The sequence below is a fragment of the Aeromonas sp. SG16 genome (genome assembly GCF_024436135.1).
Classification (GTDB): Bacteria; Pseudomonadota; Gammaproteobacteria; order Enterobacterales; family Aeromonadaceae; genus Aeromonas; species Aeromonas jandaei.
In genome coordinates, this window is record NZ_JANFNW010000003.1 from 93,431 (window position 1) to 110,641 (window position 17,211).

The 17,211-nt window shown below is 56.7% G+C and carries 17 protein-coding genes; 15 read left to right on the top strand and 2 right to left on the bottom strand.

The window, feature by feature from the left end; all coding sequences use genetic code 11:
* Nucleotides 1–3 precede the first annotated feature (3 nt).
* The 8 genes from NOM67_RS10440 to NOM67_RS10475 all read left to right on the top strand — a co-directional run bounded on the left by NOM67_RS10440 (nt 4) and on the right by NOM67_RS10475 (nt 6,577).
* Nucleotides 4–744, top strand: a complete 741-nt coding sequence (locus NOM67_RS10440) for a heme ABC transporter permease (protein WP_041208901.1) — start codon at nt 4–6, stop codon at nt 742–744.
* A gap of 2 nt (nt 745–746) precedes the next feature.
* Entirely contained in the window at nt 747–953 is a 207-nt protein-coding gene (gene ccmD, locus NOM67_RS10445) for a heme exporter protein CcmD (RefSeq protein ID WP_033114436.1), read from the top strand.
* On the top strand, nt 950–1,441 hold the full coding sequence (gene ccmE, locus NOM67_RS10450) for a cytochrome c maturation protein CcmE (RefSeq protein ID WP_033114435.1): 492 nt from the start codon (nt 950–952) through the stop codon (nt 1,439–1,441). Before ccmD ends, ccmE begins: the two co-directional genes overlap by 4 nt.
* On the top strand, nt 1,438–3,393 hold the full coding sequence (locus tag NOM67_RS10455) for a heme lyase CcmF/NrfE family subunit (protein WP_255936760.1): 1,956 nt from the start codon (nt 1,438–1,440) through the stop codon (nt 3,391–3,393). Before ccmE ends, NOM67_RS10455 begins: the two co-directional genes overlap by 4 nt.
* On the top strand, nt 3,390–3,920 hold the full coding sequence (locus NOM67_RS10460; protein WP_255936763.1) for a DsbE family thiol:disulfide interchange protein: 531 nt from the start codon (nt 3,390–3,392) through the stop codon (nt 3,918–3,920). The genes NOM67_RS10455 and NOM67_RS10460 overlap by 4 nt, the downstream gene beginning before the upstream one ends.
* Nucleotides 3,921–3,931: 11 nt before the next feature.
* Entirely contained in the window at nt 3,932–4,411 is a 480-nt protein-coding gene (locus NOM67_RS10465) for a cytochrome c-type biogenesis protein (RefSeq protein WP_203975428.1), read from the top strand.
* On the top strand, nt 4,408–5,676 hold the full coding sequence (gene ccmI, locus NOM67_RS10470; protein ID WP_203975430.1) for a c-type cytochrome biogenesis protein CcmI: 1,269 nt from the start codon (nt 4,408–4,410) through the stop codon (nt 5,674–5,676). The genes NOM67_RS10465 and ccmI overlap by 4 nt, the downstream gene beginning before the upstream one ends.
* 85 nt (nt 5,677–5,761) lie before the next feature.
* Nucleotides 5,762–6,577, top strand: coding sequence for a VacJ family lipoprotein (locus tag NOM67_RS10475; RefSeq protein WP_041208896.1), 816 nt, complete (start codon nt 5,762–5,764; stop codon nt 6,575–6,577).
* A 124-nt stretch (nt 6,578–6,701) separates the two neighbouring features.
* On the opposite strand, the gene sodB is transcribed toward NOM67_RS10475, so the two are convergent.
* Nucleotides 6,702–7,286, bottom strand: coding sequence for a superoxide dismutase [Fe] (sodB, locus tag NOM67_RS10480; protein ID WP_185226742.1), 585 nt, complete (start codon nt 7,284–7,286; stop codon nt 6,702–6,704).
* A 287-nt stretch (nt 7,287–7,573) separates the two neighbouring features.
* On the opposite strand from sodB, the gene NOM67_RS10485 reads away from it, so the two are divergent.
* The 6 genes from NOM67_RS10485 (at nt 7,574) to NOM67_RS10510 (ending at nt 14,836) form a co-directional block, all read left to right on the top strand.
* Nucleotides 7,574–7,918, top strand: a complete 345-nt coding sequence (locus NOM67_RS10485; RefSeq protein ID WP_005353650.1) for a Grx4 family monothiol glutaredoxin — start codon at nt 7,574–7,576, stop codon at nt 7,916–7,918.
* 359 nt (nt 7,919–8,277) lie between these two features.
* Nucleotides 8,278–9,282 (top strand): bifunctional threonine ammonia-lyase/L-serine ammonia-lyase TdcB, encoded by a 1,005-nt coding sequence (gene tdcB, locus NOM67_RS10490; protein WP_041208895.1) that lies wholly within the window; start codon nt 8,278–8,280, stop codon nt 9,280–9,282.
* Nucleotides 9,283–9,293: 11 nt separating this feature from the next.
* Nucleotides 9,294–10,625: a threonine/serine transporter TdcC gene (gene tdcC, locus NOM67_RS10495; protein WP_041208894.1), complete on the top strand. Its 1,332-nt coding sequence runs from the start codon at nt 9,294–9,296 to the stop codon at nt 10,623–10,625.
* 204 nt (nt 10,626–10,829) lie between these two features.
* Nucleotides 10,830–12,038: a propionate kinase gene (gene tdcD, locus NOM67_RS10500; RefSeq protein WP_041208893.1), complete on the top strand. Its 1,209-nt coding sequence runs from the start codon at nt 10,830–10,832 to the stop codon at nt 12,036–12,038.
* A 44-nt stretch (nt 12,039–12,082) separates the two neighbouring features.
* The gene (pflB, locus tag NOM67_RS10505; RefSeq protein WP_255936816.1) at nt 12,083–14,377 is read left to right on the top strand and encodes a formate C-acetyltransferase; all 2,295 of its coding nucleotides are present in this window, start codon (nt 12,083–12,085) and stop codon (nt 14,375–14,377) included.
* 69 nt (nt 14,378–14,446) lie between these two features.
* On the top strand, nt 14,447–14,836 hold the full coding sequence (locus NOM67_RS10510; RefSeq protein WP_255936818.1) for a RidA family protein: 390 nt from the start codon (nt 14,447–14,449) through the stop codon (nt 14,834–14,836).
* Between the two features lie 106 nt (nt 14,837–14,942).
* Here the strand turns inward: NOM67_RS10510 and NOM67_RS10515 are convergent, their stop codons facing one another.
* Nucleotides 14,943–16,154: an RsmB/NOP family class I SAM-dependent RNA methyltransferase gene (locus tag NOM67_RS10515; RefSeq protein ID WP_043850373.1), complete on the bottom strand. Its 1,212-nt coding sequence runs from the start codon at nt 16,152–16,154 to the stop codon at nt 14,943–14,945.
* A gap of 393 nt (nt 16,155–16,547) precedes the next feature.
* On the opposite strand from NOM67_RS10515, the gene pdxH reads away from it, so the two are divergent.
* A complete protein-coding gene (gene pdxH, locus NOM67_RS10520) occupies nt 16,548–17,186 on the top strand; it encodes a pyridoxamine 5'-phosphate oxidase (RefSeq protein WP_255936820.1) in 639 nt (212 codons plus the stop codon).
* The last annotated feature ends 25 nt before the right edge of the window (nt 17,187–17,211 follow it).

Consider the following 17,211-nt stretch of genomic DNA (forward strand, 5'->3'; position numbering starts at 1 on the left):
GCTATGTGGAAATGGTTGCACCCTTATGCCAAACCGGAGCGGGCCTATCAGTTGGCTGGTACCCTGCTTCCCTGGTTTGCGGTGATTAGTCTGCTTTCGTTCATCATCGGTTCTGTCTGGGGGTTGGCCTTTGCCCCGGCAGATTATCAGCAGGGTGACTCCTTCCGGATCATCTATATCCACGTCCCTGCTGCCATCCTCTCCATGGGGGCTTATTCCACCATGGCGATTGCTGCGTTTATCGGACTGGTATGGCAGCTGCGGATGGCGGACATGACGGTAGCAGCCATTGCTCCGGTCGGTGCCATCTTTACCTTTATCGCTCTTTTTACCGGTGCGGCCTGGGGCAAGCCCATGTGGGGAACCTGGTGGGTCTGGGATGCCCGTCTCACCTCCGAGCTGATTTTGCTGTTCCTCTACCTCGGCGTCATTGCCCTCTACAACGCCTTTAGCGACAAGGTGCTGGCTGGTCGTGCGGCCGGTATTCTGGCGCTGGTCGGGGTGATCAATCTGCCCATCATTCACTACTCGGTGGAGTGGTGGAACACCCTGCATCAGGGGGCCACCATCACCAAGTTTGCCAAACCCTCCATCTCTTCCGACATGTTGTGGCCGCTGCTCGTCATGATCCTGGCGTTTGCCACTTTCCTCGGTGCGTTGACCCTGATGCGCTTTAGAAACGAACTCTTGATGCGGGAGTGGCACCGTCCCTGGGTCAAAGAGATAGCCGAGCAGGAGAAGTAAGCATGCACTTTGCCTCTTTCAGTGACTTCCTGGCGATGGGCGGATACGCCTTCTATGTCTGGCTCTCCTTTGGCCTGACTCTGGTCTGCCTCATCGGTATCGTCATTTCCACCCGTATGAAAACCCGCAGCCTGCTGGGCGAATTGCGCAGCAAGCAGGCACGCGAGGCTCGTCGCAAGGCGGCCCAGCAGATGGAGAACACCCTATGAATCCGAGACGTAAAAAACGCCTCACCATTATCCTGGCCATCACGCTGGGGCTCGCAACCGTCTGTGGGCTGGTGCTCTATGCCCTGAGTCAGAACATCGATCTCTTCTACACACCGAGCGAGTTGGTGGAAGGGAAAGGGCCGGACAAGATCAAGCCGGAAGAGGGACAGCGTCTGCGCATCGGTGGGCTGGTTGTGCCCGGCTCGGTTCAACGGGATCCCCAGAGCCTCAAGGTAGCCTTCAAGCTGGTGGATAACGGCGGTCATCTGGTGACGGTGGAGTATGACGGCATCCTGCCGGATCTGTTCCGCGAAGGGCAGGGCATCGTGGCACAAGGCACCCTGAAGGATGCCACTACAGTCGAGGCCTTCGAGGTGCTGGCCAAGCACGATGAGAAGTACATGCCGCCGGAAGTGGCCGATGCCACCAACGGCATGCACTTCAAGCCGCAATATACCGAGGCGCAGTTGAAGGGGAGCAAGCAATGATCCCGGAATTAGGACAGTTTGCACTGATCCTGGCCTTTGCCACCGCCATATTACTGGGCAGCTACCCGCTGCTTGGCGCCAGCTGGGGGCGCCTTGGCATGATGTCGGCGGCCCGTCCGCTTGCTTATGCCCAGTTCCTGTTGTTGTTGCTGTCGTTCCTCTGCCTGACCTGGGCATTTATCGACAACGACTTCACCGTGCAGTATGTGGCCACCAACTCCAACAGCCTGCTGCCACTCGCTTATCGTATCTCTGCCGTATGGGGGGCCCATGAGGGCTCTCTGCTGCTGTGGGTGCTGACGCTGGGGGGCTGGACTGCGGCCGTCGCCATGTTCAGCCGTCGTCTGCCGCTCGACGCGGTAGCGCGGGTACTCGGCGTACTGGGCCTCATCTCGGTCGGTTTTACCGCCTTCGTGCTGTTTACTTCCGACCCCTTCATTCGCACCTTGCCTTACTTCCCGGTAGATGGCCGCGACCTCAACCCGTTGTTGCAGGATCCGGGTCTCATCTTCCACCCGCCGATGCTCTACATGGGGTATGTGGGCTTCTCGGTTGCATTTGCTTTTGCCATCGCGTCCCTGATGACCGGCCGCCTCGATGCGACCTGGGCGCGCTGGTCCCGTCCATGGACCATGGCTGCCTGGGTATTCCTGACGCTGGGGATCGTGCTGGGCTCTTGGTGGGCCTATTACGAGCTCGGCTGGGGTGGCTGGTGGTTCTGGGATCCGGTAGAAAACGCCTCCTTCATGCCCTGGCTGGCGGGTACCGCCCTGCTGCACTCACTGGCGGTGAGTGAAAAGCGCGCCACCTTCAAGGCGTGGACCGTGCTGCTGGCGCTCTCCGCTTTCTCCCTGAGCCTGCTCGGCACCTTCCTTGTGCGCTCAGGCGTGCTGGTCTCGGTGCATGCGTTTGCCTCCGACCCGACCCGAGGTTTGTTCATTCTGGGCTTCCTGCTGGCGGTAATCGGCTCATCCTTGCTGCTGTTTGCCTTCAAGGGCTCGCAAGTGAAGAGCCATGGCAAGCATGAGCTGTGGAGCCGCGAGACCCTGCTGCTTTGCAACAACATCATGCTGGTGGCGGGTCTGTTGACCGTGCTGCTTGGCACCCTGCTGCCGCTGGTACACAAGGAGCTAGGGCTGGGCAGTATCTCCATCGGTACTCCCTTCTTCAACCACATCTACAGCTGGCTGATCATTCCGTTTGCCCTGCTGCTGGGGATTGGCCCGCTGTTTCGCTGGCGCCGCCAGGAGCTGGGCGAGCTCAAGAGCAAGGTCGTGATTGCGCTGCTCCTGAGTCTGGCTGCGGCCTTCCTGCTGCCGCTGACCCTTGCCGAGACATTCAAGCCGTGGGCGGCATTGGGGGTCGGTCTTGGCGCCTGGATTATCGTCACCAGTGCGCAGGAGACCTGGGCGCGCGCTACCCACAAGCACAGCTTTGCCATCGGAGTTCGCAAGCTGGGCAATAGCCACTGGGCCATGATCCTGGGGCACGTTGGGTTGGCAGTCAGCATCATCGGCATCGCCTGTACCCAGAACTACAGCATCGAGAAAGATTTGCGGATGCAGGCGGGGGATCGAATCCATTTTGCCGATTACGAGTTTGTCTTCACCGGCATCAAGGAGAAGAACGGCCCCAACTACGACGGTTTCAAAGGCGTGCTGGAAGTGCACAAGGATGGCAAGCAGGTGGCCCTGCTCAAGCCGGAGAAGCGGATGTACAAGGTGACCCGAATGCCGATGACCGAGGCGGCCATCGATGCCGGCATTACCCGTGACCTTTACGCCGCCCTTGGCGAACAACTCGACAACGGTGCCTGGGCGGTGCGGATTTACTACAAGCCTTTTGTGCGCTGGATCTGGTTTGGCGGCGTCTTTATGGCTATCGGCGGCGTGCTGGCGATGCTGGACAAGCGCTACCGTTTTGGCCGTCGTGAGGAGGAGAGCAAGGCATGAATCGCAAGACCTGGCTGTTTTTAATTCCCTTTATCGTCTTTGTGCTGGGCGCTGTCTTTCTGTTCAAGGGGCTGTACTCTGACCCCACCAAACTCGAATCCGTGATGGTGGGCAAAGAGGTGCCGGTGTTCACCCTGCAGGACATTTACGAGCTGAACAAACAGCACGATCGCAGCATCCTGACCGGTCGTCCCATGCTGCTCAACGTCTGGGCTACCTGGTGCCCGACCTGCTATGGCGAACACACCTATCTCAAGGAGCTGGCGGGGCAGGGGATCTACATCGTCGGCATGAACTACAAGGATGAGCGCAACAAGGCGATCAAGTGGCTGGCGGAGCTGGGCAATCCCTACCAGATCAATCTCTATGATCCGGACGGCATGCTGGGGCTGGATTTGGGGGTATACGGCGCGCCGGAGACCTTCTTCATCGACAGCAAGGGGATCATCCGTTATCGCCACGTCGGGGATATCAACCCCGAAAACTGGGCATCGACCCTCAAACCCATCTTTGATGCCATGAAGTGAGGGGCGTTCTGATGAGAGTGTTAATTGCTTCCCTGCTGCTGTTGCTGGGATGGGTGGTGCAAGTGCCGGCCATGGCCGCCATCGATGTCTATACCTTCGACAATGACAATCAGGAGCAGGTCTTTCGCGAGCTGACCAGGGAGCTGCGTTGCCCCAAGTGTCAGAACCAGGATATCGCCGACTCCAATGCGGGGCTGGCCAAGGATCTGCGCGACAAGACCTACCAGATGGTGCGTCAGGGCAAGGACAAGGATGAAATAGTGGATTACATGGTGGCCCGCTACGGCAACTTTATCCTCTATAACCCGCCGTTGATGGCATCCACCCTGATCCTCTGGCTTGGCCCGCTGCTGGTCATCGTCATCGGCCTGGGTGTGGTGGTGATGCGCAGCCGGCGACCAGTGGCTGCAGCCAAGCCCGTGGATAGCGCCCTGAGCGAAGAGGAGCAGCGCCGGCTCGCCGAGCTGCTCAAAGAGGAAGAGAAACAATGACCGCTTTTTGGATTGTGATTGCGGCCCTGCTGGTATTGGTGAGTCTGGCGCTGGTCGTACCGTTGTGGCGTGGTGAAGGCAAGCAGAGCATCAGCCGTTCGGCCCTCAACAAGCAGCTCTATCGCCAGCGTCTGCTGGAGATCGGCGAGGAGCGCGAACAGGGGGTGCTTGCCGAGGAGCCCGATTCGCTTATCGAGTTGCAGCGCAGCCTGTTGGACGACATTCCCGATGTGGAGCAGACCGCCCGCAGCGGCAAGAGTCTGATCTGGATCCCGGGTGTGGTGGTGCTGGTGGTGGTGAGTCTGGGCCTCTACTTCAAGCTGGGCAGCTGGCAGGAGGTGAGCCGCTGGCAGGATGCCAACAGTCGTCTTGGCGAGCTGAGTAACCGTATTCTGGTGGAGCGCGATGCCAAGGTGACCGAACAGGATCTGCTCGACTTTACATTGGGGCTGCGTACCCGTCTCAAGGACGAACCGAACGACTACCGTGGCTGGCTGCTGTTGGGGCGCTTGGCGCTGGATGGCAACGATCCCGAGATGGCCAACGACGCGCTGGAGCGAGCGTACAAGCTGGCCCCGCAAAAATCGCTGGTGGCTGTTCCCTACGCCCAAGCGCTGATGATGACGGGGGATGAGGCACAAGCCGATGCTTTGTTGCAGGCTGCCATCGCTCAGGAGCCGGGCAACATCGAGGCGCGCTCTGTCTACGCGTTCATGGCGCTGCAAAAAGAGGACTTCCAGACCGCCCTTGATCGCTGGCAGGCGATGCTGCCGCTGATGGAGAAGGGCTCTCCCCGCTATGTGATGGTCGAGCGCTCCATGGATTATGCCAGGGCGCAGCTCAAGCAACGTGGTATGGCGGTGACGCCTTCTGGCGCAGTGGATGCTAGGGATAACCAGCAAACTCAGCTTGAGGTGAAGCAGGGCGAGTTCCCGATCCATATCTCGCTGGCGGCTGGTATTCAGATGCCGGAAGATGCCTATCTCTTCGTGTTTGCCGTGGTGCCCAACGGGCCGCCCATGCCGATTGCCGTCAAGCGTATTGCAGGGCCCACTCTGCCTGTGACGCTCTCGCTGGGTGATGGCGATGCCATGATGGCAGGGAGCAAGCTGGCTTCCTATCCCGAGCTGCAATTCAAGGCTCGTCTCTCCCGTGGCGGCAACGTCATGAACAAGGAGGGAGCCTTTGAAGGGGTATCAGCACCGATCAAGAGTGCAGATATTCCAAGCGCTCCGATTGACATCCGTATCGATCACGCCCTCTAATATGTCCTTTGATAACCCGGCCACCGGAGGGCGGCCGGGTTATCTATACTTCTGATAAATCAAAATAAAACGTCGGGACTTCCATATGTATCTTCGTGCAGGGGCCTTGCTGTCAGCCCTGTTGCTGGCTGGCTGCGCCGGTGGCCCACCCAAACCGGGGCCAGAGAGCCTTGATCTCAATCCTGGAATGAATCATCCGGGAGCAACCAGTACGGCAGCAGATCCTCGTGACCCCTTCCAGGGGCCAAACCGGGCCATGTGGGCAGTTAACTACGATGTGCTGGAGCCCTATGTCGCCCGGCCCGTGGTGCACGGCTATGCCCGTTACGTACCGCAGGGGATGAAGGATGGCATCGAAAATCTGGTGGAGAACTTCAACGAACCGAGCAGCATGGTCAACCACCTTATCACCGGTGATTTGAAGGGGGCAGGGGTCAACCTGGGTCGTTTTACCCTCAACACCACGGTCGGCCTGCTGGGTATTTTCGATGTAGCCAAACATGCCGGTCTTGAGCGCGACAAGCTGGAGATGGATACCGTACTGGGCAAGGCGGATATTGGCGAAGGTGCCTACCTGATGGTGCCGGTCTATGGCCCGACCACGACCCGCAAGCTGGTAGGTGATACGGTCGATACCATCTACTTCCCCTACGCCTTATTGACCTTGCCACTGCGAGTGGTGCACTGGGCGCTCGATGGCCTTGGCTCCCGCTCCAAGCTGATCGATCAGGAACGGATCATCGACAACTCGCTCGATCCTTATGCATTGACCAAAGATTTCTACTTGCAGTACAACCAGAGCAAGGTGACGGGCAAGAAAGCCGAGCTCAAGGAGACGAAGCAGGAGCAGTCTGATGATGCCAATCTCGACCAGTATATGGACGAGATAGATGACCAGTAGACTGGTTGTCTGATGACCTGAAAAAGGCGCCTTATGGCGCCTTTTTCATCTCTGTTGTGCTGCTACACAGATATAAAAAACGCCTCGCAGGTGCGAGGCGTTTTGGCAAGAAGAGGAGCCGTTATCAGGCCGCCAGGTTCTTGGCCACGAATTCCCAGTTAACCAGAGCCCAGAAGGTTTCCATGTACTTCGGACGCAGGTTGCGGAAGTCGATGTAGTAGGCGTGCTCCCACAGATCAACAGTCAGCAGCGGGGTGGTACCGGCTTCAGTCAGCGGGCAGCCAGCGTTGGAAGTGTTGACGATGGCCAGAGAGCCGTCAGCCTTCTTCACCAGCCAGGTCCAGCTTGAACCGAAGTTGCCGATGGCAGACTTGGTGAAGGCATCCTTGAACTCTGCGAAGGAGCCGAATGCTTTGTTGATGGCTTCAGCCAGTGCGCCAGTCGGTTCGCCACCGCCGTTCGGGGAGAGGCAGTGCCAGTAGAAAGTGTGGTTCCAGATTTGGGCTGCGTTGTTGAAGACACCACCAGTGGAGGTCTTGATGATCTCTTCCAGAGACTTGCCTTCAAACTCGGTACCCGGCACCAGATTGTTCAGATTGACCACGTAGGTGTTGTGGTGCTTGCCGTGGTGGTATTCCAGGGTCTCTTGGGAGATGTGCGGTTCCAGAGCATTGATTGCATAGGGCAGAGCGGGAAGTTCGAATGCCATTTTCTACTCTCCATTGGCTGGACCGTGCGAGCGCGACGGTTGCAAGACATTGCGTACTCTTTTCCAATGTGAAAAGAGTTGTTTTTAAAATGGTGGGACAGGAAAGTCCAAAGCCAAGGGATTGTAGCAGTATCAAAGATGGGCTAACAACCCTTGATTGGCGCCATGATCAGGATCAATCATCTGTCTATTCTGGCAGCGATTCGTGCCGTTCTTGCCCTTTGTCCGGTTGTGATCGGGCCAGATTGCAGTAGAATGGCCGCCATCATTGCTCTAGTGAGGCATCTATGGAAACTATCGAAAAGATCAAGCAGCAGCTGGCTGACAACCCCATCATCATCTACATGAAGGGCTCTCCCAAGCTACCCAGCTGTGGCTTCTCTGCCCAGGCCTCCCAGGCGCTGATGTCCTGCGGTGAGCCGTTTGCATATGTTGATATCCTGCAAAACCCGGATATCCGCGCTGAATTGCCGAAATTTGCCAACTGGCCGACCTTCCCGCAGCTGTGGGTTGAGGGCGAGCTGATTGGTGGCTGCGACATCATGATCGAGATGTTCCAGGCTGGCGAGCTGCAGGCTCTGATCAAAGAGACTGCTGCCAAGTACAAGAAAGATGATGCTGCAGCCGAGTAATCGGTCCGGTGTTGTCGAGAGGGAGCCACACAGGCTCCCTTTTTTATTGTCCCGGTTCTGGCAGGCAAGCAACTGATTGCCGGTTGCAAAAAGCAACGCAATTGCCCTGAAAAATCTAATCTTTGCTGCTTTGTGTTGAAGTTGTTAATTATATTGTTCGCCAATCTCTGATTACTTTTTTTAATCCATTTGGATTCAAGTGTTGCTGCCATCACATTTTTTGATAATTTCACCGTAACGCAGTCTCTTTGTAGATTTTTTTGTGTTTATGCTCACATTAATTGCAAGTGATAGAACCTAGTATCGCTTCGCCCAGTGAAATAAAACCCTACAAATTAATAAATAAAAAGAGATTTGCGATGAAGATGTATAGCAATCTGCCCATTGGTCTTCATGATATTACCGAAGCCAAAAAAAGACTGACCAACCATATATACAAGACCGCGCAATTACCCTCTAACTACATCAGCGAACGTTGCCATGGCGAGGTTTACCTCAAGCTTGAAAACATGCAACGTACAGGCTCTTTTAAAATTCGCGGTGCCTTCAACAAACTCAGTTCATTAAGTCTGGAGGATCGTCAAAAAGGTGTTGTCGCCTGCTCTGCCGGTAATCACGCGCAGGGGGTATCTTTGTCCAGTGCCATGCTGGGAATTGATGCCAAGGTGGTCATGCCTTGCTGTGCACCAAAATCAAAAATTGCTGCAACCAGCGATTATTCGGCGGAAGTTATTCTGCATGGCAATAGTTTCAATGACACCATTGCCAAAGTCAGTGAAATCGTGGAAATGGAAGGCCGCGTATTTATCCCCCCCTTCGACGATGCAAAAGTGATTGCCGGTCAGGGCACCATTGGTCTGGAAATCATCGAGGATCTCTATGATGTGGACAACATCATAGTGCCGATTGGCGGCGGTGGTCTGATTGCCGGTGTTGCCATGGCCATCAAATCCATCAACCCGACTATCCGTGTGATTGGAGTGCAGTCGGAGAATGTCCACGGCATGGCGGCTTCATACTACGCAGGTACCATTACCAATCACAGAACCAGCAGCACGCTGGCTGATGGCTGTGACGTGGCAAGACCCGGCACCCTGACCTATGAAATTGTCAAAGAGCTGGTCGATGACATCGTTTTGGTCACTGAAGATGATATTCGCCACAGCATGGTGGACCTGATTCAGCGCAACAAGGTGATTACCGAAGGGGCGGGAGCTCTGGCCTCGGCAGCGCTACTGAGCGGCAAACTGAAACATTATGTCGAAGGCAAAAAGACCGTCAGCATTATTTCGGGTGGCAATATTGACCTGACCCGGATCGCCGAAATTATCGAACAGAACAATATCCGTCAATTTAGCCTGTAAGGAATACAGTCATGATATTGGATAGTGTCGTTAGCAGCAGTAAAGAGAGTGTCAAAGCATGGCGTAAGTCGGATACAACCTGGGGACTCGGTCTATTTGGTACAGCGATCGGTGCAGGTGTTCTATTTTTCCCCATTCGAGCCGGATATGGTGGCCTGATACCAATATTAATCATGCTGGTGCTGGCTTACCCTATTGCATTTTATTGCCACAGAGCGTTGGCCAGATTATGTCTTTCTGGCAGCAATCCATCGGCAAATATTACCGAGACCGTTGAAGAGCATTTTGGCAAAATGGGTGGGGTAGTGATTACCTTCCTCTATTTCTTTGCCATCTGCCCACTGCTGTGGATATATGGTGTGACGATCACCAATACCTTCATGGCATTCTGGGAGCATCAACTGCAAATGGCGCCGCTCAATCGGGGTGTTGTCGCCCTTGGGCTGCTGCTGTTGATGGCCTTCGTGATCTATTTCGGCAAGGATCTGATGGTTCGTGTGATGAGCTATCTGGTATTTCCTTTCATCGCCAGCCTGGTGGTCATCTCTCTCTCCCTCGTTCCTTACTGGAACAGTGCCGTCTTTGATCAGGTCAATCTGAGCGAGATATCGATGTTCGGTCACGACGGTATTCTGGTCACCGTCTGGTTGGGGATCTCCATCATGGTCTTCTCCTTCAACTTCTCACCGATTGTCTCCTCTTTCATCGTCTCCAAACGGGAAGAGTATGAGCAGGAGTTCGGTCGTGATTTTACCGAGAAGCGCTGCTCGAAGATTATCTCCGGTGCCAGCATGCTGATGGTGGCCGTGGTGATGTTCTTTGCCTTCAGCTGCCTCTTTACCCTGTCGCCGCAAAATATGGCGGAAGCCAAGGCCCAGAATATTCCGGTGCTCTCCTATCTGGCCAACCACTTCTCCTCGCTGGCTGGTAGCAAGTCTGCATTTGCCACCACCCTGGAGTATGCGGCTTCCATCATTGCGCTGGTTGCCATCTTCAAATCCTTCTTCGGCCACTATCTGGGGACGCTGGAAGGGTTGAACGGCCTCATCCTCCGCTTTGGCTACCAGGGCGACAAGAGCAAGGTTTCCAGTAAAAAACTCAACATGGTCAGTATGTTGTTCATCATGGGCTCGACCTGGCTGGTCGCTTATGTGAACCCCAACATCCTCGACCTGATTGAGGCAATGGGGGCGCCGATCATCGCTTCCCTGCTCTGTCTGCTGCCGATGTATGCCGTCAACAAAACACCTGCGCTGGCCAAATATAAAGGCCAGGCCAGCAACGTGTTTGTCACCATCATCGGTGTGCTGACCATCCTGAATATTGTTTCCAAGTTGTTCTGAAAACCTTTTCTGCAAGTCACCAGCCATTCAGACCCTGACCCTTTGGCGGGGTCTGCATGGCGTAGTCAGAAGCGCGTAATAACCGGTTCTTGGTTGGTCCAATTATTTGGGCCCAGGGCAAGGCTATCCGTTATTTGGCCACCACACAGTGGTAAATATGTTCTGACAGCAGTGACTCGACATCATAAATATCGAGGCGATGTAATGAAGTTTGATTCGTTGGTTCTGGTTATCAATTGCGGCTCTTCGTCGGTCAAATTCTCGGTACTGGATAGTAAAACCTGCGAGGTGGTGATCTCCGGCATGGCCGATGGTATCGAGACCGAACATCCCCAGCTGAAAATTGATAAAAACCCGGCCACTCCCTTGCCGGAAAACAACCATAGCTGCGCATTGGCGGCGATTGCAGAAGAGCTGAAACTGCGCGGTTTGCTCGATGCCATCACCCTAGTGGGCCATCGCATTGCCCATGGCGGCAATGAGTTCAGCGAAGCGGCCATCATTGACGAGCGGGTACTGGCCAAAATCAGGCAGGTCTCGCCACTGGCCCCGCTGCACAACCACGCCAATTTGAGCGGCGTGATGGCCGCCCGCCAGCTATTTCCCGACCAGCCCCAGATTGCGGTATTTGATACCGGCTTTCACCAGACCCTGAAGCCGGAAGCCTATATCTATGCGCTGCCTTATCAATATCTGCAGGATTACGGCGTGCGCCGCTATGGCTTCCATGGCACCTCCCATCGCTATGTGGCCGAGCAGGCCTGCGTATTCATGGGGCTGGATGAGCAGCATGCCGGTCTGGTCATCGCCCATCTGGGCAATGGCGCCTCTATTTGTGCGGTACAGGATGGCAAGAGCGTCGATACCTCGATGGGGATGACGCCGCTGGAGGGGCTGATCATGGGCAGCCGCAGCGGTGATATCGATTTTGGCGCGCTGGCCTATATCGCCAGCAAGACGGGTCAATCCATCGAGGATATCGAGCGGGTATTGAACAAGCAGTCCGGCCTGCTGGGTATTTCGGGGCTCTCCTCGGATATGCGGGTATTGGAAGCTGCCTATCACGAAGGACATCCCGGGGCAAAATTGGCCATTCACGCTTTTGTCCATCGTATTGCCCGCCATATCGGCGGCCATGCCACCTCATTGCGCCGGCTGGATGCCGTTATCTTCACCGGCGGGATCGGCGAGAACTCGGCCTTTATCAGAAAGCTGGTATGCGAACGACTTCAGGTATTTGGCGTAGCGATCAGCGAGCCGTTTAACCAGCGTCCCAATAGCGAGGGCTGCCGGGTAATTTCGGCGGCAGAGTCCATGGTGCTGGCGGCGGTTATTCCCACCAATGAAGAGAAAATGATCGCGCTGGATGCCATTCGTCTGGGGCAGCAGGTTCGTCAGGCCGAGTGCGTCTGACATTTTCCACTGTAGTGTCATGAGTAGTGAATGAGGTTTATTTGATGAAAGTTGATATGCAATTGGATCAGGATAAATTCCGTCAGGCATGGCAAGGGTTTGCCGGTGAGAACTGGAAGCATGAGATTAACGTCCGTGATTTTATCCAGCAGAACTATACCCCCTATGAAGGTGACGAACAGTTTTTAGCTGATGCGACCGAAGCGACCACTACCTTGTGGAACAAGGTGATGGAGGGGATCCGCATCGAGAATGCCACCCACGCGCCTGTTGATTTTGATACCAATATTGCCACCACAATCACCGCCCACGGGCCGGGTTATATCGAGCAGGGGCTGGAAAAAATCGTTGGCCTGCAAACCGACAAGCCCCTTAAAAGAGCGCTGCACCCGTTTGGCGGCGTAAATATGATCAGAAGCTCTTTTGAAGCATATGGCCGGGAGATGGATCCCGAATTTGAATACACCTTCAGCGAATTGCGAAAAACCCATAATCAGGGAGTGTTCGACGTCTACTCTCCCGAGATGTTGCGCTGCCGAAAATCAGGGATTTTGACCGGATTGCCGGATGGTTACGGCCGTGGTCGCATTATCGGAGATTATCGTCGGGTAGCGCTCTATGGCATAGATTATCTAATCCGTGAGCGTGAGCTGCAGTTTGCCGATCTGCAACCGGCTCTTGAGCGGGGGGAGCAGCTGGAGCAGGTGATCCGCCAGCGCGAGGAGCTGGCCGAGCACAAGCGGGCACTGGTGCAGATCAAGCAGATGGCGGCCAACTACGGCTTTGACATCTCCGGGCCGGCACGCACTGCCCAGCAGGCAGTCCAGTGGCTCTACTTTGCCTATCTGGCGGCGGTGAAGTCGCAAAACGGTGGTGCTATGTCCCTCGGTCGTACCGCCACCTTCCTCGACATCTATATCGAGCGGGATCTGAAGGCGGGGCTCATCAGTGAGCAGGATGCCCAGGAGCTGGTCGATCACTTCATCATGAAGATCCGCATGGTACGCTTCCTGCGTACTCCCGAGTTTGACTCCCTCTTCTCCGGTGACCCCATCTGGGCGACCGAGGTGATCGGTGGTATGGGGCTGGACGGCCGTACTCTGGTGACCAAAAACTCCTTCCGCTACCTCCACACCCTCAAGACCATGGGGCCGGCGCCCGAGCCCAACCTCACCATCCTCTGGGCGGAAGGGCTGCCGCGGGCCTTCAAGACCTATGCGGCTCGCGTCTCCATCGATACCTCATCCCTGCAGTATGAGAATGATGACCTGATGCGCACCGATTTCGAGAGCGATGATTACGCCATCGCCTGCTGCGTGAGTCCCATGGTGATCGGCAAGCAGATGCAGTTCTTCGGTGCCCGCGCCAACCTGGCCAAGACCCTGCTCTATTGCATCAACGGTGGGGTGGACGAGAAGCTGAAGATCCAGGTCGGCCCGAAAGTGGCGCCCATCATGGACGAGGTGCTGGATTACGACACTGTCATGGCCAGCCTCGACAGCTTTATGGACTGGCTGGCGGTGCAGTACATCAGCGCGCTCAACCTTATCCACTACATGCACGACAAGTACAGCTACGAGGCCTCCCTGATGGCGCTGCACGATCGCGACGTCTATCGCACCATGGCCTGTGGCATTGCCGGTCTGTCGGTAGCGGTCGATTCGCTGGCGGCCATCAAGTACGCCCGGGTCCAGCCGGTGCGCGATGCTGACGGGCTGGCGGTCGATTTCGTGATTGAGGGGGAGTATCCCCAGTATGGCAACAACGACGAGCGGGCCGACTCTATCGCCTGCGATCTGGTCGAGCGCTTCATGAAGAAGATCCAGGCGCTGCCGACCTACCGCAATGCGGTGCCGACCCAGTCGATCCTGACCATCACCTCCAACGTGGTCTATGGCCAGAAGACCGGCAACACCCCGGATGGCCGCCGCGCCGGTGCGCCGTTTGCACCGGGAGCCAACCCGATGCACGGTCGGGATCGCAAGGGGGCGGTCGCTTCGCTCGCCTCGGTAGCCAAGCTGCCGTTCAAATATGCCAAGGACGGGATCTCCTACACCTTCTCCATCGTGCCGGGGGCGCTCGGCAAGGAGCCCGCCAATCGCGAGAACAATCTGGTGGGGCTGATGGATGGCTACTTCCACCATGAGCGGGATGTGGAAGGGGGTCAGCACCTCAACGTCAACGTGATGAACCGCGAGATGCTGCTGGATGCCATCGAGAATCCGGACAAATACCCCAGCCTGACCATCCGGGTCTCCGGCTATGCGGTGCGCTTCAACGCCCTGACCCGCGAGCAGCAGCAGGACGTCATCTCCAGAACTTTCACCAACATGATGTAACTCTGATGCCCGGGGTGAGCAGGCTTGCTCCGGGCCTACTTTTTGTTTGTCAGCACGAGGAAGTAACAGATGCGACAGGTTATCACTACCAAAACGGCGCCGGGCGCCATCGGCCCCTATGTGCAGGCCACCCGGATTGGCAATATCCTCTACACCTCCGGCCAGATCCCGCTGGACCCGGTGAGCGGTGATATTGCAGAGGGTATCGAAGCGCAAACCCTGCGCTCCCTGCAAAACGTCAAGGCGATTGTCGAGGCGGCAGGCGGCGAGGTGCGCAATATCTTCAAGACCACGGTGTTTGTCTCGGATTTGAACAACTTTGCCGCGGTCAACCGGGTCTACAACGACTTCTTCACCGAGCACGATGCCATGTATCCGGCACGATCCTGCGTGGAGGTGGCCCGCCTGCCGAAGGATGTGAAGATCGAGATAGAGGCGATTGCTGCGCTGGAGTCCTGACGCGGCGATCCTTATCAATAAAAAGAGCGGCAGCCCGAGGGCTGCCGCTCTTTTTTCATCGAACCCGCCGTGCGCGATAAGGGCGCAAGGAGCAGGTCATTCTGGATTAGGCGATCCGTTCGATGCGCGCCAGATAGAAACCGTCGAAACCGGTAGCCGCCGGGCTCACGGTGTGATCACCGAGCAGGCGGAAGTTTTCGTTGGCGGCGAGGAACTTGTCCACCTGCTGGCGGTTCTCCTCGGGCAGGATGGAGCAGGTAGCGTAAACCAGCATGCCGCCCACTTTCACCATCTGGCTGTAGCGCTGCAGGATCTCTTCCTGCAGAGCGACCAGCACCGGCAGACGCTCGGCGGTATCGCGCCACTTGGCATCCGGATTGCGCTTGAGCACGCCAAGACCGGAGCAGGGGACGTCCAGCAGCAGGCGATCTGCGCTCTCTTTGAGGCGCTTGACGGTCTTGCTGCTGGTGATGACCCGGGTCTCCACGTTGTGGGCACCGGCGCGGCGGGCTCGCTGCTTGAGGTTCTCCAGCTTCCACTCTTCCACATCCATCGCCAGAAGGCGGCCTTTGCCTTTCATCATGGCGGCCAGATGCAGGGTCTTGCCACCGGCACCGGCGCAGGCGTCGATCACCCGCATGCCGGGCGCGACGTCGAGTGCGGCAGCGATGTGCTGGGAGCCGGCATCCTGTTGCTCGAACCAGCCGTCGGCAAAGGCGTTGGTGCGAAACAGGGCGGCATCGGAAGTGACTTCGAGTGCGCTCTCAACCCCTGCTACCGGCACGGTGTTGACCTGCTCTTTGGCCAGAGCGGCTTGCAGCTCCTCGCGGGTGCACTTGAGGGTGTTGACCCGCAGGTAGCGCTTGGGCATGGCGGTCAGGGCTGCGCGCTCGGCCGGCCAGGCTTCGCCCAGCTGCTCGCTGCCGAGTTTTTCCAGCCAGGTCGGGCAGCCATCCATCAGCACCGGGTTCTTTTTGGCTTCGTTCAGGCGGCGACGGAACGCCTCTTCGTTGAAGCGATCAAGGGTCGGGTGGTTGGGCTGGGGGATCTTGTGGAAAGCGTGCCAGCTGTGCAGCAGCGGCCATACGTTCTTCTCGGCCTGACGAACCTGAATACCGGTCAGTGCGCAGTAGAGGCTCAGGCGACGCAGCAGGTCGCCGGTGACCAGGGCAATCCTTGCCTGTTCTTGCGGTTTGAGTTCGATGCCGGAGAAGTGACGGGCATAGGCGCGATCCAGGGTGAGACCCTGGCCCAGCACGTCATCAACAATGGCAACGACCAGATCCCCGAAACGGGGCAACAGTGGGGATTTGAGCATGAGATTAACCTTGGCCAGATAAAGATGAATCACCCCGGTTGCGGGATGATTCTGAAACAGACAAACGGCGCAATGATAGGTGGAAGGGGGATGCGGTGCAAGGTGGATATTCGGAGAGTCATGCAGTATCTGGCTCGGTTGCTCCATATAAATGAGCAGCAGCTGACCGGCCGCGATTCCTGATTTCAGGGAAATTTACGGTAGTGCGACTTGCCAACTGTATTGGCATGGGAAATGACTCGGAAATATGAGCGAAAGAGGCACCCGATGGCCAAGGCAGGGGAAATGTTGTCCCTGATACCTGGTTTACAAGGCCGCTTTATCGGGCGCACAATGCCTGCAATCATTCTCTTGATGGTCGTGGAACCATTATTTATTTGAAGGAAAATCAAGATGATGGATGTTGCTGAACTGCGCCGGGAGTATACCCGTGGCGGGCTGCATCGGGCCGATCTGCCCGCCGAGCCTCTTGAGCTGTTCGAGAAGTGGTTGGCACAGGCCTGCGAAGCCAAACTGACCGATCCCACCGCCATGGTGGTTGCCACCGTGGATGCCGATGGCCAGCCGTGGCAGCGTACCGTGCTGCTCAAACACTACGACACCCAGGGGATGGTCTTCTACACCAACATGGGCAGTCGCAAGGCGCATCAGCTGGAGGGGAATCCCCGCATCAGCCTGCTCTTCCCCTGGCACACCCTCGACCGTCAGGTGCATGTGACCGGTCGGGTGGAGAAGATGAGCACCTTCGAGGTGATGAAGTACTTCCACAGTCGTCCCAAGGATAGCCAGATCGCCGCCTGGGTCTCCAAACAGTCGACCCGCATCTCGGCGCGCGGCGTACTGGAGGCCAAGTTTCTCGAGCTCAAACAGAAGTTTGCCAACGGCGAAGTGCCGCTGCCGAGCTTCTGGGGCGGCTTTCGGGTGGTGATCGAGACGGTCGAATTCTGGCAGGGGGGTGAACACCGTCTGCACGACCGTTTCTACTACACCCGTGAAGGGGATGGCTGGCATATCGAGCGTCTGGCTCCCTGACCGGTTTCTCAAATCCGTTTTTCAC

What these genes read in the sequence shown, in the direction of transcription:
- tdcB (WP_041208895.1), top strand. Translation starts at nt 8,278, where the DNA reads ATGAAGATGTATAGCAATCTGCCCATTGGTCTTCATGATATTACCGAA.
- NOM67_RS10515 (WP_043850373.1), bottom strand. Translation starts at nt 16,154, where the DNA reads ATGCTCAAATCCCCACTGTTGCCCCGTTTCGGGGATCTGGTCGTTGCC.
- ccmD (WP_033114436.1), top strand. Translation starts at nt 747, where the DNA reads ATGCACTTTGCCTCTTTCAGTGACTTCCTGGCGATGGGCGGATACGCC.
- NOM67_RS10510 (WP_255936818.1), top strand. Translation starts at nt 14,447, where the DNA reads ATGCGACAGGTTATCACTACCAAAACGGCGCCGGGCGCCATCGGCCCC.
- NOM67_RS10465 (WP_203975428.1), top strand. Translation starts at nt 3,932, where the DNA reads ATGAGAGTGTTAATTGCTTCCCTGCTGCTGTTGCTGGGATGGGTGGTG.
- ccmI (WP_203975430.1), top strand. Translation starts at nt 4,408, where the DNA reads ATGACCGCTTTTTGGATTGTGATTGCGGCCCTGCTGGTATTGGTGAGT.
- ccmE (WP_033114435.1), top strand. Translation starts at nt 950, where the DNA reads ATGAATCCGAGACGTAAAAAACGCCTCACCATTATCCTGGCCATCACG.
- pflB (WP_255936816.1), top strand. Translation starts at nt 12,083, where the DNA reads ATGAAAGTTGATATGCAATTGGATCAGGATAAATTCCGTCAGGCATGG.
- sodB (WP_185226742.1), bottom strand. Translation starts at nt 7,286, where the DNA reads ATGGCATTCGAACTTCCCGCTCTGCCCTATGCAATCAATGCTCTGGAA.
- NOM67_RS10485 (WP_005353650.1), top strand. Translation starts at nt 7,574, where the DNA reads ATGGAAACTATCGAAAAGATCAAGCAGCAGCTGGCTGACAACCCCATC.
- NOM67_RS10440 (WP_041208901.1), top strand. Translation starts at nt 4, where the DNA reads ATGTGGAAATGGTTGCACCCTTATGCCAAACCGGAGCGGGCCTATCAG.
- tdcD (WP_041208893.1), top strand. Translation starts at nt 10,830, where the DNA reads ATGAAGTTTGATTCGTTGGTTCTGGTTATCAATTGCGGCTCTTCGTCG.
- NOM67_RS10455 (WP_255936760.1), top strand. Translation starts at nt 1,438, where the DNA reads ATGATCCCGGAATTAGGACAGTTTGCACTGATCCTGGCCTTTGCCACC.
- pdxH (WP_255936820.1), top strand. Translation starts at nt 16,548, where the DNA reads ATGATGGATGTTGCTGAACTGCGCCGGGAGTATACCCGTGGCGGGCTG.
- NOM67_RS10475 (WP_041208896.1), top strand. Translation starts at nt 5,762, where the DNA reads ATGTATCTTCGTGCAGGGGCCTTGCTGTCAGCCCTGTTGCTGGCTGGC.
- tdcC (WP_041208894.1), top strand. Translation starts at nt 9,294, where the DNA reads ATGATATTGGATAGTGTCGTTAGCAGCAGTAAAGAGAGTGTCAAAGCA.
- NOM67_RS10460 (WP_255936763.1), top strand. Translation starts at nt 3,390, where the DNA reads ATGAATCGCAAGACCTGGCTGTTTTTAATTCCCTTTATCGTCTTTGTG.